Raw genomic sequence first — 26,537 nt, 5'->3', positions numbered from 1 at the left:
TTTAGTTCTTTACTCCCCCTTTTCTTCCGCTAACTTTTGTTTATCCCATATTTTTAAGAACGGTAAATAAATGAAGAATGCTAGTGCAAAGTTAACGAGTTGCAAAATAACACCTGAAATTTTTCCGCCTGATCCCAAATATCCACTAAACAGAATCGGTGTCGTCCAAGGTACAGCAGCTCCGCTCGGACGGGCAACTAGCCCCCATTCCATCGCAAAGTAAGAAACAATCGTTAATACAACCGGAACTACTATAAATGGAATAAGTAAAAGTGGATTCATGACAATTGGCATACCGAAAGTCACCATTTCATTAATATTAAAAATACCAGGTGCAATCGACAATCGGCCTATACTTTTTAATTGCTGACTTCGCGCAAACAATAACATTCCGACAACTAAAGCTAGTGTTGCACCAGAACCGCCCATATAAATCCATAAATCAAAAAACTGTGCAGTAATCGTATTCGGTACATCTTGACCCGCTTGAAAAGCAACTCGGTTTTGATCCATTAACGATAACCAAATTGGGCTCATTACACCACCAACAATTGCAGCACCATGAATTCCGCATGCCCAAAGAACATGGACAATGATAACTGCAATTACTGCACCCCAAAGACTAGCTCCCAGTACACTAAGCGGCTCTTGCAGCAACTTCCCTACAACATTATGAATACTACCGAAAGTCGTTTGTTCAAAAATCAGTCTAATGATCCAAACAACTGTCACAACAATAAATCCCGGAATAAGTGCTGCAAATGAACGCGTTACTGCTGGTGGAACTGTCTCAGGCATTTTTATAATCATCTTTTTCTGCACAATAAATCGGTAAATTTCAGTAGATATGATTGCAATAATCATCGCCACAAACAGTCCTTGGCTTCCCATTAATGCAGCTGGGATTGCTCCGTCTACAATTACACTTTCCTTCGTGCTTGGTATGATATATGCAACTTGAAAGGGAGTTGCAAGTAAAAACGTCACAAGCGACAATGCCCCGGATGCTAAAGCATCCACTTTATAATATTCTCCAAGCCTGTAAGCGATTCCAAAAACAGCTATTAAAGCCATTATATTAAAAGTTGCACTAACTGGATACCCCAAAGCCCTCTGCCAATTCTCCCCAAACAACCCTGCCATAAAATCATTATACCCTGGTATTGGTAGCGCACTAATGATAAGGAAAAATGATCCAATAATTAAGAACGGCATTGTCAAAATAATTCCATCACGAATTGCTTGCAAATGCCTCTGTTCTGCAACCTTTCCCGCTACTGGCATTACATATTTCTCTAAAAACCGTATCATCTATCCCACTCTCCTCATGGTTTCATTGACAAAGCTGCTTGTAAGATAGCTTCTCCATTACAAAGCCCGTAATGGACGGATTGAATGACATCCACAGGTACTCCCTTCTCCTTACATAACTCTTTCATTTTCGGTAATAAATAACGTACTTGCGGTCCAAGTAAAAGTACATCAGCTTCATCTATGTGACTATTTACTTCAGAACCTGATACAGCCCAAATCTTTACCTCTATCCCTCTTGCCTCTGCTGCTTTCTCCATTTTTGTAACAATCAAACTGGAAGACATTCCCGCTGCACAGCAAAGTAAAATATTCATCCCTTTCCCCTCCCCTTTTTCTAAACCTAAGCCACGGTGCATTCCTTGCCACCACTAGGTTACAAATATATATGTCTAGATTTCCTGCTGTATGCCGAGCTTAAAAACAAAAATTTCTCGGTTTTCACGCTATTCCATCTATCATTATTCTCCTAGTAAAGAGGACTCTAACTCGCTATAATAATTCAGTATGATTTTTTTAATTGATAGGAGGATATATTTATGAAGGCATATCGCTTTCCACTTATTTTATTATCTTCTATCCTAATTGGTGGTTTCATTGGTTATTTCATGGGTGCCGATGCAGTTGCTTTAAAGCCGCTTGGTGACATTTTCTTAAACTTAATGTTTACGATTGTTGTACCGTTAGTGTTCTTTAGCATCGCATCATCTATTGCTAATATGGATGGATTAAAACGTTTCGGTAAAATTATGTCTAGTATGGCTGGGACTTTCTTATTTACAAGTATTTTAGCTGCTATTTTTATGATTATTGTCGTGAAAGTATTCCCGCCAGCACAAGGTGTTGTATTAGAACTAACACAACCTGACAAGGCTGACAAAGCTGTTAGTGTTGCTGATCAAATTGTTGGTATTATAACAGTATCTGACTTCTCAAAGTTACTATCTCGTGAAAATATGTTAGCTCTTATTTTCTTCTCTATTTTAATGGGGGTTGCAACTTCAGCAGTTGGTGAAAAAGGAAAGCCATTCGCTACATTCTTACAAGCTGGTGCAGAAATTTCAATGAAAGTTGTATCTTTCATTATGTACTACGCTCCAATCGGACTCGCTGCTTACTTCGCGGCATTAGTTGGTGAATTCGGACCACAACTTCTTGGAACTTACTTCCGAGCAGCAATGGTATACTATCCAGCGTCTCTAATTTACTTCTTTGTATTCTTTACGTTCTATGCATACCTTGCGGGTCGCAAGCAAGGTGTACAAATTTTTTGGAAGAACATGGTCTCTCCTACAGTTACATCACTAGCAACTTGTAGTAGTGCTGCTAGTATTCCAGCGAACTTGGAAGCAACGAAGAAAATGGGGATCTCTTCTGACGTTCGTGAAACAGTTGTCCTTCTTGGATCTACACTTCATAAAGACGGATCTGTTTTAGGTGGCGTATTAAAAATTGCTTTCTTATTCGGTATTTTCAACATGGAATTCGAAGGACCGAAAACATTAGCAATTGCACTTGTTGTTTCTCTATTAGTAGGAACAGTAATGGGCGCTATTCCAGGTGGTGGTATGATTGGTGAAATGTTAATCGTTTCTCTATACGGCTTCCCGCCAGAAGCATTGCCAATTATCGCAGCAATTAGTACAATCATTGATCCTCCTGCAACGATGTTAAACGTAACAGCAGATAACGCTTGTGCCGTAATGACAGCTCGCCTTGTAGAAGGTAAGAACTGGATCAAAAACAAATTTGCTTAATAAATAGAAAGAGGATGCTCGTTTGGAGCATCCTCTTTTTTTCGTTATTTGTTGATAAGTCGATATATTGAAAAAATCGTTGATATATTTGAAGTTATAATAGATATATCCGAAAAATCGTTGATATCTCCTCCCGCCACAAATTTGTTAAAATCTTCACAAATATTCCACACCTATCATCCATTCTCCGTACTATAATCATGTATGGAAAAGGAGATGGACACAATGACACAAAGCGCACCAGAATTTAAAGTTTTGCAAAGCATTGCATTCCTTGCTGTCGTTTTGCAAAGTTCCTTATTATATACAATGAATCAAGGAAATGTCTTACTTGAGCAATCCCTCATTATGGGCATGCTATTCAACCTTGCAAAATTTTCGGCACCTGCATTCATATTTATCGTTGGCTTTCACTTAATTCGGCAATATACGAAGCAACTGGCCTACACAGAATATATTTATGAAAAAGCCGCACATTTACTCATTCCTTATTTCTTCTGGTCTATTCTTTACTTATTAACAACAAACGATATGATTACACTACAAAGCGGAATCAAAAGTTTATTACTCGGAACAGCTGCGCCCCATCTTTGGTACGTTATTATGATGTTCCAAATTCACTTATTGTTCCCTTTGCTATGCACACTATTTTATTGGTTTCAAAAACGAACAGAAAATAAAAAAGACATATATAAATATATGACCATCTTTGCTTGTCTATATTTCCTCTTAATGTGGTATTCTTCCCACTACATTTTTAATGGAGAGAAATTGACTAGCTCAACCATTTTACATTATACAGATCGTTCCTTCTTCTTCTACTCATTCTATTTCGTCATGGGAGGAATCGCTGCTGTCGCACTAAAAACATGGCGTTTATTTGTCATGAAGCATATCCCGCTTATAACAATGTTATTTTTCGTCTTATTTCTATTCATCAATTATGAGTTATTTAGTTTTTACGGAGCAAACTCTATTCATTTAACCGTTTCGACTTATTTAAAACCGTCTATGTTTTTATATATCGTATGCGAAATTATCATACTTTACGTGCTTTCTATTACAATCGTACAGAGACGCGGTTTCTTATATAAAGCTTTACGATTTATCGGGAATTATACGTATGGTGCTTATTTAGCTCACTTTTTCTTCTTGCAACTATGTACAAAATTCCTTTCTTTGTTCACACTGCAAGAAAACACAATATTATATAGCCTATTATTATTTACAATGACAGCCACAATCTCGATTTCAGCAATGGTCATTTGCAGTACACTACCACTTCATACGTGGATTACAGGACCTTCCCCGACGACAAATGTGAAGTGGGCTAAGATTGTACTTCGAAAAAATCACGAAAAGGTATTCAAACCATATCTTTGATATAATAGAATTCCATACACGAAAAGAAAGTAGGACACACCTATGATTAATCAAATTGGACAAATTATGCTATATGTAAATAATCAAGATGAAGCAGTACAATTTTGGACTGAGACAGTAGGATTCCAAATTATTGCGGAAGAAAATAACGGACAAGGTTTTCGTTGGATTGAAATTGCGCCGTCAAAAGAAGCAGGCACAAGCATTGTCCTTCACGATAAAGCGTTAATTGCAAAGATGCAACCTGAGTTAAACTTACATACACCTTCACTTATGTTCTTCTCTAACAACTTAGATCAACTGTATAAAGATCTTTCTGAGAAAAACGTTACAGTTGGACAAGTTGTAGATTTACCTACAGGTAGAGCATTCAACTTTGCTGATAATGAAAACAATTACTTTGCGGTAATGGAGCGTAAATAAAAAAGAAGCTATCCTAAAAAAACGGATAGCTTCTTTCATTTTAAGAAACTTGTTCTGCATTCGTTTCCCTATGTTGTATATGACTCGTGATCCAAGCAATTCCGCCAGCAATAACGAGATAGCATAACAATATTAAAATTTGCGTTTGTAATTGCGACCAATCCCCTAAAGAGATAACATCTTGTAATCCTCTAAGAGAATGGGACATTGGGAGAAACTGTCCAATTTTGCTAAGAACAGCTATATTTAATTCTCCTGGGAAAGTACCCCCGCTCGTCGCTAATTGCAGGACGAGAAGCGTTACTGCTAAGAACTTTCCAACAAGACCAAATACCGTTACTAGCATAAGAATAAATGTCATGAACGTAAAGGAAATAACGATACTTGATAAAACAAAGAGTGGCACACTTGCAACTTCTAATTTCATAACTCCTAGCACAACCACATCTACAAGTAATGCTTGAATAAGTCCAATTAAATATACTAATCCTAGTTTATTAATAAAATGTACCGTTCCACTTACCTTCATATTTTGTCTACGACCAAGAGGTAAAATATTTGATGCCATAATTCCGCCAACATAAAATGCAAGCGATAAAAAATATGGTGCAATACCTGAACCGTAATTAGGCACATCAGAAACTGTCGACTTCACTAATTGAACCGGCTCTGAGAACATCGTATTGCGTGTATCATCATTGCGAACGTCCGCTATCTTCTCTGCGCCCTCTCCTAATTTCGTAGAAAGTTCTTTCGCACCATCGTCAAGTTTAACAAGTCCGTCTGCTAACTTATCAGCACCATGATTCAGCTCTGTTCCGCCAATCGCAAGGTGATTTACACCTTCTTGTAATGTTGTAAATCCATTTCCCCACTTCGTAAATCCATTAGCTACATTCGCAGCACCATCTGCTATCTTTTTCATTCCAGCAGTAGCTTCGCTTAACTTAACTCCGAATGTATTCATACCTTCTTCAATCTTATTCTGACCGTCAGCAAGCTTCTTCGCACCTTGTGTCAATTGTTGTTGGCCACCATTTAAAGCGTTTGTTGCTTTAGCTAATCCGTTAGAAGTAGCAACGAGTTTTTGAAAAGCAGGATCTTGCTGCACTTCCGGATGACTTTTCACGTACTCTTCTAATTGTTGTTTTACACTATTAGCTGCATCATCCGCTTTTACTTGCCCTTCAGCAAGCTTCTCACTTCCATTCACCCATTCATTTGTACCAGCACTTAATTCACTAACTCCTGATTGTAATGTTTTTTCACCTTGCGCTAATAACTCCATACCACTATAAAGTGAGTTTGCTCCTTGACTCAGCTCATTTGCTCCCCCTGTTAAGGCAGATTGGCTGGATGCAAGCTTGTCACTTCCCTCTTTCAATTTCGATGTCCCGTCACTTAAACGATGAATACCACCTGCAAGCTCATTTGCTCCATTTCTTGCATCTGTCGTTCCTTCATGCAGCTTCTCAGCACCGTTACTTGCATCACTCAATCCTTGTGCTAAGTCTTGAAACTTTGAAAAGACACCTTCTGTATAAGATTTCGTAATACTATTTGAGATTTTTGTTTTCATATTTTCGACAGCTGTCGTTCCAATTTGCGCTGCTACAAAGTTTTTACCTGGATTTACTTTGTACCGAAGCTGCGCTGGCTCTGGTTTCTCATCCATAAGTGTACTTACCTTTTTAGAGAAATCCTCTGGAATCGTAACGACCATATAATACTTATCTTCTTTTAACCCTTCATCAGCATTTTTTTCTGATACGAAATGAAAAGCTAGTTCCTTATTCTCTTTTAAATTTTTAACAAAATCTTCTCCTGCATGAATTGTTTTTTCATCCATCGCAGCACCTTTATCTAAATTTACAATTGCAACAGGTAATTTATCTAATCGTCCGTACGGATCCCAATATCCAGCTAAAAAGAATCCTGAATAAATTAACGGAACGATTAATAAAAAAATTAAAGCGATACGTCCATGTTTATGATGCCACATCGCTTTCCAATCTTTAAATATAAGTTTAATACCCTTCATGAAACATACTCCTTCTCCTAATTTAACACCCTTCGAATGGTTTAACAGATTTACTATACACGCCCATTTTCATACTGTATAATACATCTTTAATTATCAATTCATTCCTTTTGGTCTATAGAAAGGAGAGTCAAAATGGAACTTCTTCAACTAAAATACTTTCAGGCAGTCGCACGATTAGAACATATGACAAAAGCCGCTGAAGAACTACATATCGCACAACCTTCGCTTAGCAAAACAATTGCTAGATTAGAAAAGGACTTAGGCGTCCCGTTATTTGATCGCCAAGGTCGACAGATTACATTAAACTCTTTTGGAAAAGTATTTTTAAAACGAGTAGAGCGCATTTTTCATGAATTAAGTGAAGGCGAAAGAGAAATTAAAGATTTAGCTGAATTACAACAAAGCTCTATTACACTGGCAGTTTCTATCCCGAGAATATTACCAGAACTACTCGGCTCTTTTTTACTAGAACATCCTAACGTTCGATTCCAGCAATTTCTCGCATCTACTCCTTCTATGAAGCGACAACTAGATAATATAGAAATTGACTTTTGCATTTCTTCTGTGCCAATTGAAGGCGAGGAAATTATGTGGGAACCACTTATTACAGAAGAAATTTTCTTAGTTGTCCCTTCAGGTCATCGTTTATCAGGACGCGAAAGTATCCATCTGCATGAAGTAAAAGACGAACCATTTATTAGTATGAACACTGGTTACGGATTTCGGCACTTAACGGATAAATTTTGTAAAGAAGCTGGCTTCACTCCACATATCGCTTTTGAAGTAGATGAACCAACCGTGATTAGCGACCTTATTAAGCAAGGTCTCGGCATTGCCTTTGTCCCAAGTTTAACTTTATTAAAAAACTCTACTTTAGCATTAAATAAGTTACGTATTATTGAACCCAATTGCGAGCGGACTATCGGATTGAGTTGGTCGAAGAAACGCTACTTATCGAAAACTGCTCAGCAATTTCGTAAATTCGTAATTGACTACTTCTCCAGTATTAGAACGTAAAATTATATCGACTTAGTAAAAAATAAAAGGTGCCATCTCCAGAGGATGGCACCTTCTATTTCTTACTCTTCTCCAATTCCATTTCCGCTAAAAGCGGCAATACGTTATCGAAAATGTGCGTATTATTATTTTCGCCTGTTACGTATCCACCGTAATATCTACTAAATATATTGTTATTTCGGAATGTGGCCATATGATCATATAATTCCTTTGCAAACTTTGTATCACCTGTTTGTAGTACGTACAAGATCGTTAGTCCGTATGCAGCTGGCGATTCATAATTCACAGTTTGTTTTCCCGTTTCTAAATTGTAACGACCGTATAGCTTTCCATCTTCCTGGAACTTCTTCTTGATAAATTCCAAATAAGCATCTGATGAAAGGCCACCTAAACTTCGATGATATGCAACGTATGATTGGTCAATAAGATTCACTTCTTTATCGTACGTAAATGTACCATCTTCTTTATACTCTTTTGGGAATGCCCAGCCATGCCTTGGATAATCCGCTAAAAATTGAACAACTTCCTGATATTGCTGATCAGAAACTTTCCCGTACTTTTTCATATACGAGAATGCGTGCGGATTTAAGTATGATGTCGTTGCAAAATTATTTTGTTTCCCTGCATCTGCATCATAATAATCGACGTAATAATTATCTTTCTTATTATAACGAATTACAGCGTCACTCAATTGATCTGCCAAGTTTTTATAACGCTCTTCCTTGTACATTTCATAAGCACGATATAATTGTTCTATAATACGAAGATCATCTATAAGTGCATTTGTAGCTGACTGCACTTCTCCCTTTTCAGAGATTTTCCATAAAACAATTTGGTCCTTATGTACAAAGTTATTTTGAATAACCTTAACTTGTTCATCGAATAACGCTTGATCGTCTTTATCCAATGTATATTGTAGCCACAGTCCTGCCGATTCTGATAAAGCTTCACGGCCCTTCGCTTCACCCGTACCTGCCTTTGTATCTGCTAAACGATATGTAGCAAGCGTCCCATTTTCATTTACCATATGTCTTAAAATAAAATGTTCCGTACGGTTTCCTTGCAAAGCTGACCAAAATACAATTCCACCTAAAGCGATTAAGAGAATAACTCCAATCCCTATATATAAACGTTTCCGCAATCTTTTCACCTCCCTAATAAGGCTAGCCTTAATTTTACCAGAACATACGTAAAATTAAAAAAGACAATCTATTAGATTGTCTCCCTTGCCTCTATCCCTCACAAGCCTCTTTAGAAGGTCTATATAGCGATGCCACAAGTCGATCATATTCACGACGCGTAATCTCTTTATTATACAGCTTCAATAATAAATCTCTATGCTCTTTTGAAAATGCCATCTTTTTAATGACTTCAGGATACATAAAACATCCTCTCCATTTCACATAAACTTCTTCACTTCGAAAAACAGAACTTATGTTCGCATAAAAGATTATAAAATATTCCTTACTAAAAAACAAACAAAATATTATTAAACATTAACTTCTTTCTATTTAGAATATTCAAACATTATATTACCATATCCACTTTTTAAATACATATATATTTTTGGTAGTTTTTCTGAATAAATCTTCCAATTCAATCAGAAAATAATGGCAAAAAGAAGAGGAGTTTACATATGGATACGGTAACATTAGCAAGAGCATTTTTTGGTTCTTCATTAGCATTTCACATTATCTTTGCAACACTTGGTGTCGGACTTTCATTAATGATTTTTATAAGTGAAATACTCTATCACTGGAAGAAAGATTCCGATTACGCCATTATGGCGAAAAGATGGACGAAGGCTTTTGCCATCCTTCTCGGTGTAGCAATTCCAACTGGTACAATTGTTGGTGTGCAAATTTCACTTCTTTGGCCTGGTTTTGCCAAAATTGTTGGGCAGGTTATTTCTGTTCCCTTTCAAATTGAGATTTTCGCCTTCTTTTTAGAGGCGTTGTTCATGTCTATTTATGTATATGCAGCTGACAAACTACCTCCATTCATGAGATTAATCTCGCTATTCTTCGTCATGATTGGTGCCACGGCATCCGCCGTGCTTATTACATCAGCAAATACATGGATGAATACACCCGCGGGCTTTTCAATGGGACCAGATGGATCAGTTTTTAACGTTGATCCATGGAAAGCCTTCTTTAATCCGAGTTTTGGTACAAGCGCATTTCATGTTGTTATTACTGCCTATGCAACTGGAGCTGCCGTCATTGCCTCTATCGCTGGATTTAAATTATTAAAGAAGAACTTAAGTAAACGCGAAATTGCTTATCATAAAAAGGGACTACTGTTAGGACTCGTCGTGACATTTATTACAGGTGCTACGATGTGGCTTTCGGGACACGAATCGGCGATTGCCTTACATAAGCATTCTCCTGAAAAGCTTGCATCTGCTGAAGCTTTATTTGAAACGACATCACATGCACCGTTATCAATTGGCGGAGTTGTAGACCCTAACACACTTGAACTAAACTATGCACTAGAAATTCCGAACATGCTTAGCCTACTAGTGGGACTCGACCCTAGCACCGTCGTAAAAGGACTAAAGGAATTCCCACAAGAAACATGGCCACCATTTTACACACATACACTATTCAACTTAATGGTCGGCACCGCTGCCTTTACTTTTGCAGTTGCAGCAATCGCCCTCTTATATTGGTACTTTGTTTACCGAAAAAAAGGTGCAGAATTACCGAAGTGGCTTCTTTGGGGAGCTGCAGCATGTGGACCAATTATGATGCTCGGTATTGAATTCGGGTGGATTTTCAGCTGTAGTGGTCGTCAACCATGGACCATTTATGGTATGCAACGGACAGTCGACGCTTCTACACGCGCTGATTTTGTCGGTCCTTTATTTATTCTATTCATCATTTTATATATTGGACTCGGCATTTTAACAGTTTTTGTACTACGGACATTCTTTAAGAAACATCCGCTTACAAATGATTTACATCACGAAGGAGGCGATTCTCGTGCATGAGGAAAGTATTGCAATCATCATCTTATGGGCTCTTATTTTCGTATACAGTATATTAGGGTCCATCGATTTTGGAGCAGGTTTTTGGGGCATGGTATACGCAAAACATCCAACGCTCGCTGCCAAACTTGCCAATCGATACTTATCACCAACTTGGGAAGTAACAAATACATTTCTCGTTTTTGTCGTTGTCGCTTTTCTCGGTTTCTTTCCGAAAGCTGCTTTCACCCTTGCAACAGTGATGTTCGTGCCAGTTATGTTAATTTTAATACTCATTGCAATTCGCAGTACATTCATGGTATTTGCTTACTCTCTGCCAAAGTATCAATTCCTCCTTCGGGTGATTTCAGGTATTACTGGGCTCTTAATTCCAGCCTTATTAATTACTGTTTTACCCGTTACAGAGGGGGCTTATATTACAATCTCTGAAGGAAAAGAAGTACTCCTGTATGGAAAACTTCTTTCTAGCCCGGTTATCTACTGCTATATGTTCTTTGGGCTAACTTCGGAACTATTTCTCTCCTCTCTCTTTCTTGCTGATTTTGCGAGAGAGCAAGGTTCAGAAGATTCGTATAGAATTTACAGAAGAAACGCCATCATACTTGGTCCTGCAACACTTGTTACGGCGATTATCGCCCTCGTTGTAATGGACCCGGAAACACACTGGCTTATGCAAGGACTCATAAAGCAATTCCCATGGTTTACAGTTTCTATCGTTTTATTCGTTATCGGGTACTCTTCTCTTTGGTGGACAAACAAGAAGTATGGCACACTAGGATACCCTCGCATTGCCGTTTTAGCGGTCGTCGCTCAATATGCATTTGCAAGTTACGCTTACGGTGTCGCGCATTTACCTTATATCATTTATCCTGATGTAACTGTATTTACAAGTTTTACAACGACAGAAACATTCTATGCATTGCTTATCCTATACGCAATTGGAATCGCAATTTTACTACCAGGATTTATTTTCTTCTGGAATTTATTCTTGAAGGATCGAACTTTTTTGAAGGAAAAATAATATATTCGGGGGAGTCTGTTCCAAAAGGCATTTTGGATGGGCTCCTTTTGTCATATTTTGTTGATAAGTCGATATATTTTAAAAATCGTTGATATATTTTAAGTTGCACCAATATATCTCCATAATCGCCCATATAAATTTCATTTACTATCTTACTGCCACGCTAATTTATAGACTCCTCTCATAATAGTTATTTCACTATTCGTGACACTTGTCCTTTCGCTTGAAAAACACATATTCACTTCATTCCATTATATGCCTAGTTCTTCTTATTTTTTGCTGAATATACTACCAATACAGACCTTGAGACAAGCTACATTGGTTTAAGGAAAATTAGAAAGGTAGGTAAAATATGAGCATTGAAATATGGATTACTATTATTGTATTCTTCTTAACGATGATTGTTATCTTTTGGCGACCCCGTGGCTTAAATGAGGCTTGGCCGGCAGCAATTGGCGCTGGCATTATCTTGATTACTGGACTTGTATCAAGACCAGACGTCATAGATATTATTAGTAAAATTGGCGGTGCCTCTATAACAATATTAGCGACCATCGTTATGGCGGTTATATTAGAAAGCTTCGGCTTCTTCCACTGGTCCGCAGCGAAACTTGCAAATTTAGCAAAAGGCTCTGGTCGCCGTCTATACTGGTATATTCAATTATTATGTTTTCTTATGACTCTTTTATTTAATAACGACGGTAGTATTTTAATTACAACTCCAATTTTAATTCTTCTTCTAAAAAACCTTCAATTAAAACCACATCAACAAATTCCTTATTTATTAAGTGGTGCTTTAATCGCTACTGCATCTAGTGCACCAATTGGTGTAAGTAATATCGTAAACTTAATCGCATTAAATATCGTTAATATGACTCTTTACATGCATACTGCTATGATGTTTGTACCTGCAACATTAGGACTATTGTTTATGTCATGGCTTATGTACACAGTTTTAAAGAAAAAACTACCAGAAAGATTACCTGTTTCTTCATATGATATCGAAGAAATATTCTTCACAAAAAACTTCCATCCACTTAAAGGAACAAAATCTGTTAATACGAAACAAAAACGTACAAAATTCATGTTAAAAGTATTAGGTTTCGTCTTTCTTATGCGCTGTCTTCTATTCGTTGCATCCTTCTTATCGATTCCAATCGAAATTGTTGCTGTACTCGGTTCACTCGTTCTTCTCATCTGGAGATGGTACTACTTACGAACAAACCCAGTCGATATTTTGAAAAAGACACCGTGGCACATTTTAATTTTCGCTTTCTCTATGTATGTCATTATTTACGGACTTCACAACGCAGGATTAACAACAGCACTTGTAAATTGGCTTGAGCCAGTTGTAAGTCAGCATCTACTCTATGCTAGCTTTGCAATGGGCGGACTTGTATCTATCCTCTCTAACATCTTCAATAATCACCCTGCACTTATGATTGGTACAATCACATTAACAGAAATGGGACTAGACCCAGTCACATTAAAAACTATCTACCTGGCAAACATTATTGGTAGTGACATCGGTTCACTATTATTACCAATCGGTACGCTAGCTTCCCTCATTTGGATGTATATCCTAAGACAAAACAAAATTAAAGTGAAATGGAAAGATTATTTAAGCGTATCTCTCATCGTAATCCCACTCACAACAGCCGTCACATTATTCCTCTTATACTACTGGGTACAATTATTCTTCGCCTTATAGAAAATAGAAGCCCCCTTTGCTACCGTCTTAGCAAAGGGGGCTTCTTCTATATTTAAGTTAGGTACTACAGTGTGATCAATCAAGTAAAGAGGTGTAACGTATTATTGGTATAAATGACTACCAGTGTCTTTAAATTCTTTCGCTTTCTCTTTCATCCCTTTTTCAATTGCTTCTGTCGTTTCTAAATCATTGTCTTTCGCATATTCACGAATATCATGTGAAATTCTCATACTACAAAACTTCGGTCCACACATTGAACAGAAATGAGCCGTTTTCGCGCCTTCTGCTGGCAATGTTTCATCGTGATATTCCATCGCACGTTCAGGATCTAAAGATAAATTAAATTGATCGCGCCAACGGAATTCAAAGCGAGCTTTTGAAAGTGCATCATCACGCTGATGAGCCGTTTTGTGCCCTTTCGCAAGATCAGCTGCATGTGCAGCAATTTTGTACGTAATAACCCCCGTGCGAACATCATCTTTATTCGGCAAACCTAAATGTTCTTTCGGCGTTACATAACAAAGCATCGCCGTTCCAAACCAGCCAATCATCGCCGCTCCAATTGCCGATGTAATATGGTCATAACCTGGTGCAATATCTGTCGTTAACGGCCCAAGTGTATAGAACGGCGCGCCCTGACAAATATCAAGCTCTTTCTCCATATTCTCTTTAATTAAATGCATCGGTACATGCCCAGGTCCTTCAATCATCACTTGCACATCATGTTTCCAAGCAATCTTCGTTAATTCACCAAGTGTTTCAAGCTCAGAAAACTGTGCTTCGTCATTTGCATCTGCAATCGAACCTGGACGTAATCCATCTCCAAGAGAGAACGAAACGTCATACTGCTTCATAATTTCACATATCTCTTCAAAATGAGTGTATAAGAAGTTTTCTTTATGATGGAATAAACACCACTGTGCCATAATTGAACCACCGCGTGAAACGATACCTGTCGTACGCTTTGCAGTAATCGGAATGTAACGAAGTAATACGCCAGCGTGAATTGTAAAGTAATCAACGCCTTGCTCCGCTTGCTCAATTAACGTATCACGATACACTTCCCACGTTAAATCTTCTGCAATTCCGTTTACTTTTTCCAGCGCTTGATAGATCGGTACAGTTCCAACTGGTACAGGCGCGTTACGAATAATCCACTCACGCGTCGTATGAATATTTTTACCTGTAGATAAATCCATAATCGTATCCGCACCCCAACGCGTTGCCCACGTCATCTTCTCTACTTCTTCTGCAATTGAAGAAGATACAGCAGAGTTTCCGATATTTGCATTGACCTTCACGTGAAAGTTACGGCCGATAATCATCGGTTCTGCTTCCGGATGGTTAATATTCGCTGGTAAAATGGCACGACCTTCCGCGATTTCCTTACGAACAAACTCAGGCTCTACTCCTTCACGAATCGCAACATATTCCATCTCAGACGTAATGATACCCTTACGTGCATAATGCATTTGCGTAACATTTCCACCTTGCTTTGCTCTAAGCGGCTGACGATCCATTTGCGGGAAAACAGGCGTATGTTTCAAAGCCACTTTCACACCGTCATCCTCTGGTTTTACTTCGCGCCCTTCGTATGCTTCTACATCTCCGCGCTCCAGGATCCAAGAGTGGCGCGGCGCCTGCAATCCCTTTTCCAGTTCCACTTTATACGCAGGATCTGTATAAGGACCGCTCGTATCATATACACGAATTGGCGGATTCGGAATACCGTTCGTTTCGCTTTGTTCAATCTCGCGCATCGGCACTTTCATACCCGCGCGTGGTCCATCCACATACACTTTCTTACTTCCTGGTAAACTCGATTTCAATTCAATTTGCTCAGCTGAAACAGACTGTTTCATAACCTTTGTTGCCCCCCTGTACGTGACAAGGACAAGATATGGCCAGCGTATGCCAAAATAAAAAGAGCCAGGTCCATAAAAAAATAAGGACCTGGCTCATAAAGACATCATTATGTAAAGCCGTTAACTTCCCTACGCTGGTACGAGCCAGATCAGGTCCAAAGGGTTAAGAAGTTCACACGCTTCTCTCTCAGCCTACGCATACGTTAGGCACCCCTAGTTTATCACTGATTTAATTTTCAATACTTTCCCATCATACACGATAATCTGAAAAATGCAAAGTTTATTTCTTTTGTTGTTTATGGAATCATCCACGTTAAATAATATGCCTGTACATACGTCATAATACCAACAATAATTACGAAGAATAAACTATGCTTCACTGTAAAGCGGAATAAATCTGATTCTTTTCCAGCAAGTCCAACTGCCGCACAAGCAATTGCAATCGATTGCGGAGAAATCATTTTTCCTGTTACGCCGCCCGTTGTATTTGCTGCAACGAGAAGTACTTCAGATACACCGACTTGCTGCGCTGTAATCGCTTGTAAATTCGAGAACAGTGCATTCGCTGACGTATCGGACCCTGTTAAAAATACACCGATCCAGCCTAGGAATGGTGAGAAGAACGGGAATAGTCCGCCAGTTCCTGCAAGTGCTAATGCTAATGTAGAAGATAGACCAGAATAGTTTGCGATAAACGCGAATCCTAATACGAATCCGATAGATAGAATTGGCATCTTAAGCTCATTTAACGTTTCTTTAAATGTTACTACTGCATCTTTTGCACTCATTTTCAAAATAAAGATAGAAATGATACAAGCAATTAAAATTGCTGTTCCCGTCGCTGATAAAATATCTAATTTCAAGATTGCTTCATAAGGCGTCGGTTTATTTACAATTGGCTCTGCTTTCATTACTAAATTGTGTAAGCCTGGAACTTCAAACTTAAACACAAGGCTTTCCAAAGCACCGCCTGAAGCAAATAATGCTTTAAAGAAACTTTGGCTCCAAATGACTACCATCACAGTTAAAATAATGAATGGAGACCATGCTTTTACTACTTTTCCTACCGTTAGTTTTGGCATAGATATCGCCGTTGCTGCTACTTCACTATTTGCTTCTTTAGACTGATAGATTTCTTTCGGCTGCCAAACTTTTAAGAATAGCGATAAACTCACTAAACTTACAAGTGCTGACGTAATATCCGGAAGTTCTGGTCCTAAGAACGTCGCTGTAATGAACTGCGTAATTGCAAATGAGCTACCTGCTACAAATAGAGCCGGCCATGTTTGTCTTACTCCTTTAAATCCATCCATTAAAAATACGATAAAGAACGGAACAAATAATGATAAGAACGGTAATTGATGTCCAGCCATTTGTCCAATTTTATGTGGATCAATACCTGTTACTTGTCCAGCAACTGTAATCGGAATTCCCATCGCTCCGAACGCTACTGGTGCCGTATTTGCGATTAAACACAGACCCGCTGCATATAAAGGATTTAACCCAAGACCTGCAAGAAGTGCTGCCGTAATTGCTACTGGTGCACCAAATCCTGCTGCCCCTTCCAAAAATGCTCCAAATGAAAAACCGATTAAAATAACGAGTAAACGATGGTCATTCGTAATGGATAATACAGATGCACGAATCACATCGAATTGACCCGTTTTCACAGATATTTTATATAAAAATACCGACATAATGATAATCCAAGCAATTGGCCATAGTCCGTATAAGAAACCATATCCCGTCGCTGCCATCGCCATCGTGAACGGCATCTTATAAGCGAATAAAGCCACTAAAATTGTAAGTACAACTGTAATAAATCCTGCCACATACCCCTTCATGCGGAAAACTGCTAAAGCTAAGAAAAAAAAGATAATCGGAATAAGTGCGACCGCTGCCGAAATCCAAATATTTCCGAACGGATCATAAACTTGTGTCCATGTGTTCATTGTTCTCTCCCCCTAAAGAATCCCCTTTTAAATAGAATAACCTCATCAATAGACTATCAGGTCATCATACCTTTAAGTCTAAAATAAAAAAACGCCCAAGAAAACGTTTTCATTAATTCTACCATAACAATTTTCATTTAAAAAGATTTTTTTGAAAATTTTATTATTTAACAGGAAATCTTACAAAATCGTCACGTTCCTGTAATGTTCATCGATAGAAAGCTTGCCAAAACTATTGCATAATAATAGTATAACAACAGACATTATTCATGAGGTGATATATATGAATGGAAACAAAATATTAGCTGCTTTATCATACTTTAGTGTACTATTTGCCCCTATCTTATTCCCTATTATCGTTTGGATTGTAGGCGATGCTGAAACAAAACCACATGCAAAACGTGCTCTATGGACACACATTATTCCAAGTATCGCTACATTCATCGGCGTAACTATTCTAGGAATTATGGGTATCGGATCTGACCAGCCAGATGTAACACTTGGAATTGGAGCAATGATTGTCTTATGTATTTGCGGAATTATTAGCTTATACTACTTCATTTGGAACATCGTAAAAGGTATTAAAGTGCTGAAAGCTTAAGTTTAAACAAACGTTTGATTAAAACAGCACGCATCATAATAAATGAAATTTTATCGGCAATACGACAATCTTTTAATAAGAAAAAACCGTCCCAAAATACCTTTTGGGACGGTTTTTTTATCTTCTGCGCTTCTTCTTTTTTCTCATCATTTTCTTGCGGCGCGTATTCACTTTATCCGCTATAATGTGAAGCGTGCTTGCCACAACAATTCCCATTATGAACGTTACAATTTCAACCTCATGTTCCTTCGCAATTTCTATTAAATTCCCGTCAAACACGATTATATTTAATAGGAATAAAAACGGAGAAAATACAATTAACATGTATGCAATACGAATCACATCACCAAGTATAATTGTATGTGTAAAGAAGGAGCGATGCGGCATGACCTTCTTATACGGATACCAAAATATACGTAGGAACCCCCATTTATTATACGCATTACTATATGTATCTAAATCCGGCGTTAAAAATGAAGTACCTACTAAAAAGCCAATTGCAAAAGTTAATAAAAAATCCAAGTTTGTTAATCCATACGAAAAGAGCATAAACAAAACAACCGGAAGGGATATTAAATTTATTTTCGTATGCGTTCTTCCTGATGGCATAATGCACTTCCTCGCTTACGTTCGCCCTGTCACCATATGACAGTTCTCACCTATTGATCTAATTTCTGATCGATAAAGGATGTGTCTATATCCGAACCAAACCATTCTGCCAACTTCACTCGCGCCTTATCTTTCACCTCTTCATTGACGTATAACGACGCTTGTAATAGAGCAGCCATTAACGCCCCTAAATCATCTGTATAACCAACTCCAGCAATGAAATCTGGGATGGCATCAATTGGTGCAATAAAATAAGCAAGTGCTCCAATCACAATAATTTTCACTCGCTTTGGAACATCAGGTCTTTGCAAAACATAAAACAATAATAAACTTGCATAAATGACCGACTGTCCCGCTTGCTTTGCAACATGTTTTGCTTTCTTCCAAAACGCTTCAACTGAAAATTTTTGTTCCATGTAAAAGCCTCCCTATTTTTTTAAAGAAATAAGCTACAATATGTTATCAGTAAAAGTTCATCAAAATTACACATAATCTATCAATGAACTTTCATTGTAACAAACAAACGAAAAAAGAACAAGTGTTCGTTAATTTTTACATACTTCCCTTCATATAATAGGTTTCTAGATAACCACTCACCCATTGTCATTTCTTATTTCTCAACAAGAAAATTTTCACTTTCACTTAACATTCTGCTCTACCTTTGTTATATTTTCTAGTTGACGGACATATAAACGAATGTTAAAGTTTTCTCTGGTAGTGACAAATCTCATACAAAAAATGTAAAATGTTATAGTGTTTCTCAGAAATGAATTTTGTTGTATAATACAGAAATGACGTTATGCTTATGAGCAGCACAAGAAACCAAAAGGGTATGCATAGTTATAGTCGTATATGGGTGAATATAGAACCTCTAATTATGGCCAAGAAAACTATGTATTTTTTATTTTAGCATTTTTCGCTCCAAAATCGACCAAGCCTGATAGAGAAAGGGTGGAAATGAATGAAAGAAACCTTGAAATCACAATTTCAAAATGTGCGTTTCACTGTATTCGTAGCTTTAGCTTTATGGCTGAAGACGTATCTTATTACACGCACAAGCTTTGATTTAAAACTTGAATCTTTCATGCAAGAATTCATTTTATTCCTTAGCCCATTAGCAGCATCATTACTGCTTGTTGGTCTTGCATTATTTGCAAAAGGGAAAAAACGTAACTATATAGCACTTGGAATTAATTTTGTTTTAACAATCGTTCTTGTTGGTAACGTAATGTTCTACGGATTCTACAATGACTTCGTTACTTTACCAGTACTAGGACAAACATCTAACTTTGGAAGTTTAGGTTCTAGTGTGAAAGAATTGTTTAACTACAAAATTATCCTTGCATTTGCTGATATTATTGTATTCTTCATTTTATTGAAGAAGATGAAGAATTTTGCACCGACAGAACGTGTAGCACGCCCAATGCGTTCCCTATACTTCGTGTCAACAGTTGCTATTTTCTTCGCAAACTTAGGACTTGCAGAAGCTGAGCGTCCTGAACTATTAACACGTTCATTCGACCGCGTTATGCTTGTTAAAAACTTAGGTTTATATGTACACCAAGTGTATGATCTTGGCTTACAAGCAAAATCAAGTTCACAAAAAGCTTTTGCTGACGGTAGTAAATTACAGGAAACAGAGAACTACGTAAAAACAACGCAAAGCAAACCAGATCCAAATATGTTTGGTACGGCAAAAGGGAAAAACGTAATTGTTGTCTCTCTTGAGTCATTACAAACATTCTTAATTGGTGCAACAGTTAACGGACAAGAAGTTACACCATTCTTAAACCAATTTACGAAAGAAAGTTATTACTTTGATAACTTCTTCCATCAAACTGGGCAAGGAAAAACATCTGATGCTGAATTCTTAGTAGATACTTCAATGTATCCACTAGACCGTGGTGCTGTATTCTTCACACACGGTAATAACGAATATACAGCAACTCCAGAAATTTTACGTGAGCAAGGATACCATACATCAGTATTCCACGCGAACAACGCAACATTCTGGAACCGTAACATTATGTATCCGGCACTTGGTTATGATCGTTACTACAACGAGCTTGACTACAAGATTACGCCAGAAACGAAATTGAATTGGGGATTAAAAGATATCGAATACTTCGATCAATCTATCGATATGTTAAAAGAAGTGAAGCAACCGTTCTATACTCGCTTCCTTACTTTAACAAACCATTACCCATTCACTTATGATGACAGCACGAAATTAATCGATGAATACAATTCTGGTGATGGCGTATTTGACCGTTACATGGTAACTGCTCGCTATTTAGACGAAGCAATGAAACACTTTATTGAACGTCTAAAAGCAGAAGGTATTTACGACAACTCAGTTATCGTATTCTACGGTGATCACTACGGTATTTCTGAAAACCATAACCGTGCAATGGCACAGTTCTTAGGAAAAGAAGAAATCACTGCATTTGACCATATGAACTTACAAAAAACACCGATGTTTATTCACGTTCCAGGTCAAAAAGAAGGTAAAACAATTTCAAAACCAACTGGTGAAATTGACATTAAACCAACAATTCTAAACTTACTTGGTGTAGATTCTACGAATCAAGTTCAATTTGGTCATGATGTATTCTCACCTGATAATAAAGGATTCGTTGTTCTTCGTGACGGTAGCTTCATTACAGATAAGTACATGTACACGAACAGTACATTCTACGACCGTACTACTAGCGAAGTTGTACAATTACCAAAAGAAGAATCTCAACCACTCATTGATCGTGCCCAAAATGAATTGAACATGTCTGACAAAATCATTGAAGGTGACTTACTTCGCTTCTCTGAAAGTAATAAGACCAAAACTGGTGAAGTAAAGACAGCTATTAAAGAAGAAAAGAAGAGCGCTGAGTAATCTCAGCCTCTTTTTTTTATATTTCTCCATACAATCACTTATATTCATTAACTTTAACATTACATAACCTTTACCAAATATTCACATAAAATTAATGAAACATCTCTATAATAAAATATGTAAGCAAGGTTCTATATATTTCTTATCTCTCATCTGTAATAAGATCCCTTAAAGAAATATATGAATCGTTTATTTCTACTTTCTTATAATTGTCTTTCACTATGTTTTGTTTCCATACACAAAACATTCAATAAGACGATGTCCCTATGAAAGATAGCTACCCTCCTTGTGCAGCATTCCATCAGAATGTTGCTTTTTTTTATTCAAAAGCAGGATTCTTATTTCTCATTTTCGAATTTGTATATACAAAATGCTGTAAATCATTACTACTTCTCTACCATTTACAAATACATATACGTCATATGTAAAGAAGTACTCACATAGAAATTACTATAGTGATTTTTATTCCGAATGAAAGCTTCACTTTACTTATGCACTTACGAAAGGATGGGACGGAAATTGGCATATGAAAGATTTGTACTATGGAATGATGCAGTTATTGATACAACAAAACATCGCGCGTACATAGAACTTGAAGAAAGAGGCTTGCAGTTTGGAGATGGTGTCTACGAAGTTATTCGCCTATATAAAGGAAACTTTCACTTATTAGATCCGCATATCACAAGATTATATCGCTCCATGGAAGAAATAGAATTATCACTCCCTTTCTCAAAAGCAGAACTTATTATCCTACTTTACAAACTAATTGAAAATAATAATTTCTACGAAGATGGAACGATTTATTTACAAGTATCTCGTGGTGTACAAGCTCGTACCCACACATTCTCATATGACGTCCCTCCTACAATCTATGCCTATATTACGAAGAAAGAAAGACCAGCGTTATGGATTGAATATGGTGTACGTGCTATATCAGAACCAGATACGCGCTGGCTACGCTGTGATATCAAATCATTAAATTTATTACCCAATGTATTAGCCGCTACGAAAGCTGAACGTAAAGGTTGTAAAGAGGCTCTTTTCGTACGAAATGGTACTGTAACTGAGGGAAGCTATTCTAATTTCTTTCTCATAAAAAACGGAACTCTCTACACACATCCAGCCAATCACCTTATTTTAAATGGCATCATTCGTCAGTATGTCCTTTCTTTAGCGAAAACCCTTCGCATTCCGGTAAAAGAAGAACTGTTTAGCATTCGCGATGTTTATCAAGCGGATGAATGTTTCTTTACAGGAACGACGATTGAAATTTTGCCGATGACTCACCTTGATGGAACTGCCATCCAAGATGGTCAAGTTGGCCCTATCACAAAAATGTTGCAAAGATCCTTTTCTCAAAGCTTGTTACAATCCAATATGTCATCTTCTTAAACACGAATAATTTCTAACCTTTCTACATTCAATATATGTATTTAAATGGAAATCAAGGTGTAATTTATGCCTTGATTTTTTCTTGTAATCTTTTTGTCATATTCAGATTCCCGCATAAGTCTTGACAGTAATCGACATGCTCTTTAGAATTTTTAACAGTTGGTAAATATTTCTTAACTACATTACAGACAGAAAGGAATCGACAAATTATGAAAAAATACCTTGCCGGTCTTGCGGCAGTGTCTGTAGCAGGAGGAGCAGCACCTACACTTGATAGTGTTCAAGCTGCCCCTGAACAAAATACACAAAAAGCTGCTACAACTGTCCAAGCTTCTGCATCAAACAGCTCATCTTATACGGTAAACGCTAGTGTATTACATGTTCGTGCAGGATCAAGTACTTCTCACGACATCATCTCTCGCGTTTATAACGGTCAATCACTAAACGTGATTGGCGAAGAAAATGGTTGGTTCAAAATTAACATTAATGGAAAAACAGGCTTTGTTAGCGGTGAATTTGTATCAAAAAATGGTGCAAGCAATTCCAATGTAAGTACAACAGGTGGAAACAATAAAGTTACTGCTGATGTATTACGTGTACGTACCGCTCCTAACACTTCTAGTTCTGTTTCAGGACGTGTATATGAAGGACAAGCATTAAACGTAATTGGTCAAGAAAATGGTTGGGTGAAAATCAACCATAATGGACAAGTTGGCTATGTAAGTGGCGAATTCGTATCTGGTGTTTCTTCTAATGCAGGTTCTTCAAACAACAATACGAATAATAACAACCAAGAATCTGTAAAACCAGCAAGCGGAAACTATACAGTAAATGTATCTTCCCTTCGTGTTCGTACAGGTCCTAGCACTTCTCACACAACTGTAGGGTCTGTTACAAAAGGACAAGTCGTACAAGTTGTTGGCGAAGTTCAAGATTGGTTCAAAATCAATTACGCTGGACAAGCTGCTTACGTAAGCAAAGACTACGTAACAAAAGGCGGTTCTAGCGACAACGTTACACAAGGTAACAAACAAGAACAAAATAATAATGTAACCGTTCAAACTGGTGGTACTTACGTTGTTAACGCAACATCTCTACGCGTTCGTACAGGCCCTGCTGCTTACCATAGTGTAATTGGTGGCGTGTTAAATGGGACTACATTAAACGTAGTTGGATCTGAAAACGGTTGGTTTAAAGTAAACTATCAAGGAAAAACAGGTTTCGTTAGTAGCGAGTTTGTAAAATTCGTTAAAGGTGGCACTGCTACTCCTGAACAGCCAAAACAACCTGATCAAGGTGCAATTGGCAACTACTACATTAATGCTTCTGCCTTAAACGTACGTAGCGGCGAAGGTACAAATTATAGAATCATAGGGGCACTTCCACAAGGACAGAAGGTTCAAGTAATCTCTGAAAACTCTGGATGGAGCAAAATTAACTACAACGGTCAAACTGGTTACATCGGAACACGTTACCTTTCTAAAACACCAGTTGGTGGCGCAGTAGATAATAAGCCTAACAACAACCAAAATAACAATAATAACAATAATAACAATAACAATACAGGTAATAATAGCGGCGACAGTTCTTCCATACTTGCATATGCAAAAGGAATGCAAGGCGTACCGTACGTTTGGGGCGGTACTTCTGCTACTGGTGTTGACTGCAGTGGTTACATCTACCACGTATTTAAGAAATTTGGTCATAACATTAGTCGTCAAAGTGTTGCAGGATATTGGAGTAGCCTACCACAAACTTCAAGTCCACAACCAGGTGACTTAATTTATTTCAAAGATACTTATAAAGCAGGTCCTTCTCATATGGGTATTTACCTTGGAGGCGGATCATTTATCCAAGCCGGAGATAAAGGTGTAGCAATCGCTTCATTAAGTAACTCTTATTGGAAGAGCCATTTCTTAGGATACACGAAAGCACCTTAAGTTATATTTTTAGAGCCTTCTAGATTACTAGAAGGCTCTTTTTAATATATGTCACCTATATCCCCGAAAAAATAATGTATCTATTTCCCTATTTCATACACTATATTCTACAAAAACACTCCATAACGTTATCATAATGTATATTTTTACATAAAAAACATAACCTATTTCATGTTTAATCATTTTATATGTGTTTTTTTAAAGAATTTTCTTTTTATTTAAACTTTTCGTTAGACGTTTGACCTCCGATGTCCATTATGATAAGTTACTTAAGATGTTATATTCGTAAACGTATAGACAACTGGTTTATACACTTTTTTTACTATGAGGAAGGAGCATACACTGCATGAATCTTTTATGGGGAATTGGCGGCGTGATTGGAGTATTAGCAATTGCTTTCTTACTATCTTCCAACCGCAAAGCTATTAATTGGCGCACAATTTTAATCGCGCTAGCATTACAAATGTCATTTTCATTTATCGTATTACGATGGGATGCCGGAAAAGCAGGTTTAAAATACGCTGCAGATGGCGTTCAAGGATTAATTAATTTTTCTTACGAGGGAATTAAGTTCGTTGCTGGGGATTTAGTCAACGCAAAAGGCCCTTGGGGATTTGTTTTCTTCATTCAAGCACTACTTCCAATCGTATTTATTAGTTCATTAGTTGCAATCTTATATCATTTCGGTATTATGCAGAGATTTGTTAGTGTCGTTGGTGGCGCATTAAGTAAACTTCTTGGAACTTCTAAAGCAGAAAGTTTAAACTCAGTAACAACTGTATTTTTAGGACAAACTGAAGCTCCAATCTTAATTAAACCTTACTTAGCACGTTTAACAAATAGTGAATTCTTCACTATTATGGTAAGCGGTATGACAGCTGTTGCCGGATCAGTTCTTGTCGGCTATGCAGCAATGGGTATTCCGTTAGAACACTTATTAGCAGCAGCAATTATGGCAGCTCCATCAAGTTTATTAATCGCGAAACTAATTATGCCAGAAACAGAAAAAGTAGATAATAACGTTGAACTTTCTACAGAACGTGAAGATGCAAACGTTATTGACGCAGCTGCACGTGGTGCATCTGAAGGTATGCAACTTGTTATTAACGTAGCAGCAATGTTAATGGCTTTCATCGCATTAATCGCTTTATTAAATGGCTTATTAGGATGGGTTGGTTCTTGGTTCGATATTAAACTGAGCCTTGATTTAATCTTCGGCTACTTACTATCACCATTTGCAATCTTAATCGGTGTTTCTCCTGGTGAAGCTATACAAGCAGCAAGCTTTATCGGTCAAAAACTTGCAATCAACGAATTCGTTGCATACGCAAACTTAGGACCACACATGGCAGAGTTCTCTGCAAAAACAAATTTAATTTTAACATTCGCAATCTGTGGATTCGCAAACTTCTCTTCTATCGCAATTCAATTAGGTGTAACAGGAACGTTAGCTCCTACTCGCCGTAAACAAATTGCACAGTTAGGGATTAAAGCAGTTATCGCTGGTACATTAGCAAACTTCTTAAATGCAGCAGTTGCAGGTATGATGTTCCTATAAAATGACGCAAAGTCTCCTCTTTCTAAAGAGGGGGCTTTTTATTATATGTTGTATATTTTTTCGGTATATATTAA

21 protein-coding genes and 1 riboswitch are annotated in these 26,537 nt (G+C 37.5%); of the genes, 12 read left to right on the top strand and 9 right to left on the bottom strand.

The window, feature by feature from the left end:
* Positions 1-9: 9 nt before the first annotated feature.
* Together celB and QEP67_RS01335 are read right to left on the bottom strand one after the other, a co-directional pair.
* Positions 10-1,311 carry a PTS cellobiose transporter subunit IIC gene (gene celB / locus QEP67_RS01340; RefSeq protein WP_000617779.1) on the bottom strand — a complete coding sequence of 434 codons (1,302 nt, stop codon included), beginning with the start codon at positions 1,309-1,311 and terminating at the stop codon, positions 10-12.
* Between the two features lie 14 nt (positions 1,312-1,325).
* On the bottom strand, positions 1,326-1,628 hold the full coding sequence (locus QEP67_RS01335; RefSeq protein ID WP_001023539.1) for a PTS sugar transporter subunit IIB: 303 nt from the start codon (positions 1,626-1,628) through the stop codon (positions 1,326-1,328).
* A 222-nt stretch (positions 1,629-1,850) separates the two neighbouring features.
* Here QEP67_RS01335 and QEP67_RS01330 point away from each other — a divergent pair, with 222 nt between their 5' ends.
* The 3 genes from QEP67_RS01330 (at position 1,851) to QEP67_RS01320 (ending at position 4,874) form a co-directional block, all read left to right on the top strand.
* On the top strand, positions 1,851-3,068 hold the full coding sequence (locus tag QEP67_RS01330; RefSeq protein WP_000649364.1) for a dicarboxylate/amino acid:cation symporter: 1,218 nt from the start codon (positions 1,851-1,853) through the stop codon (positions 3,066-3,068).
* Between the two features lie 225 nt (positions 3,069-3,293).
* A complete protein-coding gene (locus tag QEP67_RS01325; RefSeq protein WP_000194349.1) occupies positions 3,294-4,451 on the top strand; it encodes an acyltransferase in 1,158 nt (385 codons plus the stop codon).
* Positions 4,452-4,493: 42 nt separating this feature from the next.
* Complete coding sequence (locus QEP67_RS01320) at positions 4,494-4,874, top strand: VOC family protein (protein WP_048566675.1); 381 nt, start codon at positions 4,494-4,496, stop codon at positions 4,872-4,874.
* A 40-nt stretch (positions 4,875-4,914) separates the two neighbouring features.
* Here the strand turns inward: QEP67_RS01320 and QEP67_RS01315 are convergent, their stop codons facing one another.
* Positions 4,915-6,915 carry a YhgE/Pip domain-containing protein gene (locus QEP67_RS01315; RefSeq protein WP_353706502.1) on the bottom strand — a complete coding sequence of 667 codons (2,001 nt, stop codon included), beginning with the start codon at positions 6,913-6,915 and terminating at the stop codon, positions 4,915-4,917.
* Positions 6,916-7,050: 135 nt separating this feature from the next.
* Here QEP67_RS01315 and QEP67_RS01310 point away from each other — a divergent pair, with 135 nt between their 5' ends.
* On the top strand, positions 7,051-7,935 hold the full coding sequence (locus QEP67_RS01310; protein ID WP_000421893.1) for a LysR family transcriptional regulator: 885 nt from the start codon (positions 7,051-7,053) through the stop codon (positions 7,933-7,935).
* A gap of 55 nt (positions 7,936-7,990) precedes the next feature.
* Here the strand turns inward: QEP67_RS01310 and QEP67_RS01305 are convergent, their stop codons facing one another.
* Together QEP67_RS01305 and QEP67_RS01300 are read right to left on the bottom strand one after the other, a co-directional pair.
* Positions 7,991-9,076 (bottom strand): glycosyl hydrolase family 8, encoded by a 1,086-nt coding sequence (locus tag QEP67_RS01305; RefSeq protein WP_064460091.1) that lies wholly within the window; start codon positions 9,074-9,076, stop codon positions 7,991-7,993.
* A 91-nt stretch (positions 9,077-9,167) separates the two neighbouring features.
* Positions 9,168-9,317: a hypothetical protein gene (locus QEP67_RS01300; RefSeq protein ID WP_000283173.1), complete on the bottom strand. Its 150-nt coding sequence runs from the start codon at positions 9,315-9,317 to the stop codon at positions 9,168-9,170.
* Positions 9,318-9,571: 254 nt separating this feature from the next.
* On the opposite strand from QEP67_RS01300, the gene cydA reads away from it, so the two are divergent.
* The 3 genes from cydA to QEP67_RS01285 all read left to right on the top strand — a co-directional run bounded on the left by cydA (position 9,572) and on the right by QEP67_RS01285 (position 13,656).
* Positions 9,572-10,927 (top strand): cytochrome ubiquinol oxidase subunit I, encoded by a 1,356-nt coding sequence (gene cydA, locus QEP67_RS01295; RefSeq protein WP_000381956.1) that lies wholly within the window; start codon positions 9,572-9,574, stop codon positions 10,925-10,927.
* Positions 10,920-11,945 (top strand): cytochrome d ubiquinol oxidase subunit II, encoded by a 1,026-nt coding sequence (locus tag QEP67_RS01290; protein ID WP_341057129.1) that lies wholly within the window; start codon positions 10,920-10,922, stop codon positions 11,943-11,945. The genes cydA and QEP67_RS01290 overlap by 8 nt, the downstream gene beginning before the upstream one ends.
* A 352-nt stretch (positions 11,946-12,297) precedes the next feature.
* Positions 12,298-13,656, top strand: coding sequence for an arsenic transporter (locus tag QEP67_RS01285; RefSeq protein WP_000021139.1), 1,359 nt, complete (start codon positions 12,298-12,300; stop codon positions 13,654-13,656).
* 101 nt (positions 13,657-13,757) lie between these two features.
* Here QEP67_RS01285 and thiC read toward each other — a convergent pair whose 3' ends face one another.
* Both thiC and lldP read right to left on the bottom strand, forming a co-directional pair.
* The gene (thiC, locus tag QEP67_RS01280; protein WP_000814449.1) at positions 13,758-15,518 is read right to left on the bottom strand and encodes a phosphomethylpyrimidine synthase ThiC; all 1,761 of its coding nucleotides are present in this window, start codon (positions 15,516-15,518) and stop codon (positions 13,758-13,760) included.
* Positions 15,519-15,630: 112 nt separating this feature from the next.
* Positions 15,631-15,746, bottom strand: a riboswitch (TPP riboswitch).
* 71 nt (positions 15,747-15,817) lie between these two features.
* Positions 15,818-17,473, bottom strand: a complete 1,656-nt coding sequence (gene lldP / locus QEP67_RS01275; protein WP_001099314.1) for an L-lactate permease — start codon at positions 17,471-17,473, stop codon at positions 15,818-15,820.
* Positions 17,474-17,756: 283 nt separating this feature from the next.
* On the opposite strand from lldP, the gene QEP67_RS01270 reads away from it, so the two are divergent.
* Complete coding sequence (locus QEP67_RS01270) at positions 17,757-18,074, top strand: DUF4870 domain-containing protein (RefSeq protein ID WP_001014097.1); 318 nt, start codon at positions 17,757-17,759, stop codon at positions 18,072-18,074.
* 117 nt (positions 18,075-18,191) lie between these two features.
* Here the strand turns inward: QEP67_RS01270 and QEP67_RS01265 are convergent, their stop codons facing one another.
* Together QEP67_RS01265 and QEP67_RS01260 are read right to left on the bottom strand one after the other, a co-directional pair.
* Positions 18,192-18,683, bottom strand: coding sequence for a metal-binding protein (locus tag QEP67_RS01265; RefSeq protein WP_001139086.1), 492 nt, complete (start codon positions 18,681-18,683; stop codon positions 18,192-18,194).
* Between the two features lie 50 nt (positions 18,684-18,733).
* On the bottom strand, positions 18,734-19,099 hold the full coding sequence (locus QEP67_RS01260) for a YkvA family protein (RefSeq protein WP_000435500.1): 366 nt from the start codon (positions 19,097-19,099) through the stop codon (positions 18,734-18,736).
* Positions 19,100-19,644: 545 nt separating this feature from the next.
* On the opposite strand from QEP67_RS01260, the gene QEP67_RS01255 reads away from it, so the two are divergent.
* From QEP67_RS01255 to QEP67_RS01240, 4 genes are all read left to right on the top strand, one after another.
* On the top strand, positions 19,645-21,573 hold the full coding sequence (locus QEP67_RS01255; RefSeq protein WP_000665354.1) for an LTA synthase family protein: 1,929 nt from the start codon (positions 19,645-19,647) through the stop codon (positions 21,571-21,573).
* 507 nt (positions 21,574-22,080) lie between these two features.
* Positions 22,081-22,965, top strand: a complete 885-nt coding sequence (locus QEP67_RS01250; RefSeq protein ID WP_061673549.1) for a D-amino-acid transaminase — start codon at positions 22,081-22,083, stop codon at positions 22,963-22,965.
* Between the two features lie 209 nt (positions 22,966-23,174).
* Positions 23,175-24,905, top strand: a complete 1,731-nt coding sequence (locus QEP67_RS01245) for an SH3 domain-containing protein (protein WP_000760298.1) — start codon at positions 23,175-23,177, stop codon at positions 24,903-24,905.
* Between the two features lie 346 nt (positions 24,906-25,251).
* On the top strand, positions 25,252-26,463 hold the full coding sequence (locus QEP67_RS01240) for a NupC/NupG family nucleoside CNT transporter (protein ID WP_001051033.1): 1,212 nt from the start codon (positions 25,252-25,254) through the stop codon (positions 26,461-26,463).
* The last annotated feature ends 74 nt before the right edge of the window (positions 26,464-26,537 follow it).

The sequence above is a fragment of the Bacillus cereus group sp. MS39 genome, from assembly GCF_040448665.1.
GTDB lineage: Bacteria > Bacillota > Bacilli > Bacillales > Bacillaceae_G > Bacillus_A > Bacillus_A wiedmannii.
Note: the sequence above shows the minus strand (reverse complement) of the source record. Positions and strands in the feature narration are given on the sequence as shown.

Coding starts and splice junctions, on each gene's coding strand:
- QEP67_RS01240 (WP_001051033.1), top strand. CDS start 25,252: ATGAATCTTTTATGGGGAATTGGCGGCGTGATTGGAGTATTAGCAATT.
- QEP67_RS01325 (WP_000194349.1), top strand. CDS start 3,294: ATGACACAAAGCGCACCAGAATTTAAAGTTTTGCAAAGCATTGCATTC.
- celB (WP_000617779.1), bottom strand. CDS start 1,311: ATGATACGGTTTTTAGAGAAATATGTAATGCCAGTAGCGGGAAAGGTT.
- QEP67_RS01270 (WP_001014097.1), top strand. CDS start 17,757: ATGAATGGAAACAAAATATTAGCTGCTTTATCATACTTTAGTGTACTA.
- QEP67_RS01285 (WP_000021139.1), top strand. CDS start 12,298: ATGAGCATTGAAATATGGATTACTATTATTGTATTCTTCTTAACGATG.
- QEP67_RS01335 (WP_001023539.1), bottom strand. CDS start 1,628: ATGAATATTTTACTTTGCTGTGCAGCGGGAATGTCTTCCAGTTTGATT.
- QEP67_RS01300 (WP_000283173.1), bottom strand. CDS start 9,317: ATGTATCCTGAAGTCATTAAAAAGATGGCATTTTCAAAAGAGCATAGA.
- cydA (WP_000381956.1), top strand. CDS start 9,572: ATGGATACGGTAACATTAGCAAGAGCATTTTTTGGTTCTTCATTAGCA.
- QEP67_RS01255 (WP_000665354.1), top strand. CDS start 19,645: ATGAAAGAAACCTTGAAATCACAATTTCAAAATGTGCGTTTCACTGTA.
- QEP67_RS01320 (WP_048566675.1), top strand. CDS start 4,494: ATGATTAATCAAATTGGACAAATTATGCTATATGTAAATAATCAAGAT.
- QEP67_RS01245 (WP_000760298.1), top strand. CDS start 23,175: ATGAAAAAATACCTTGCCGGTCTTGCGGCAGTGTCTGTAGCAGGAGGA.
- QEP67_RS01330 (WP_000649364.1), top strand. CDS start 1,851: ATGAAGGCATATCGCTTTCCACTTATTTTATTATCTTCTATCCTAATT.
- thiC (WP_000814449.1), bottom strand. CDS start 15,518: ATGAAACAGTCTGTTTCAGCTGAGCAAATTGAATTGAAATCGAGTTTA.
- QEP67_RS01265 (WP_001139086.1), bottom strand. CDS start 18,683: ATGCCATCAGGAAGAACGCATACGAAAATAAATTTAATATCCCTTCCG.
- QEP67_RS01315 (WP_353706502.1), bottom strand. CDS start 6,915: ATGAAGGGTATTAAACTTATATTTAAAGATTGGAAAGCGATGTGGCAT.
- QEP67_RS01250 (WP_061673549.1), top strand. CDS start 22,081: ATGGGACGGAAATTGGCATATGAAAGATTTGTACTATGGAATGATGCA.
- QEP67_RS01310 (WP_000421893.1), top strand. CDS start 7,051: ATGGAACTTCTTCAACTAAAATACTTTCAGGCAGTCGCACGATTAGAA.
- lldP (WP_001099314.1), bottom strand. CDS start 17,473: ATGAACACATGGACACAAGTTTATGATCCGTTCGGAAATATTTGGATT.
- QEP67_RS01260 (WP_000435500.1), bottom strand. CDS start 19,099: ATGGAACAAAAATTTTCAGTTGAAGCGTTTTGGAAGAAAGCAAAACAT.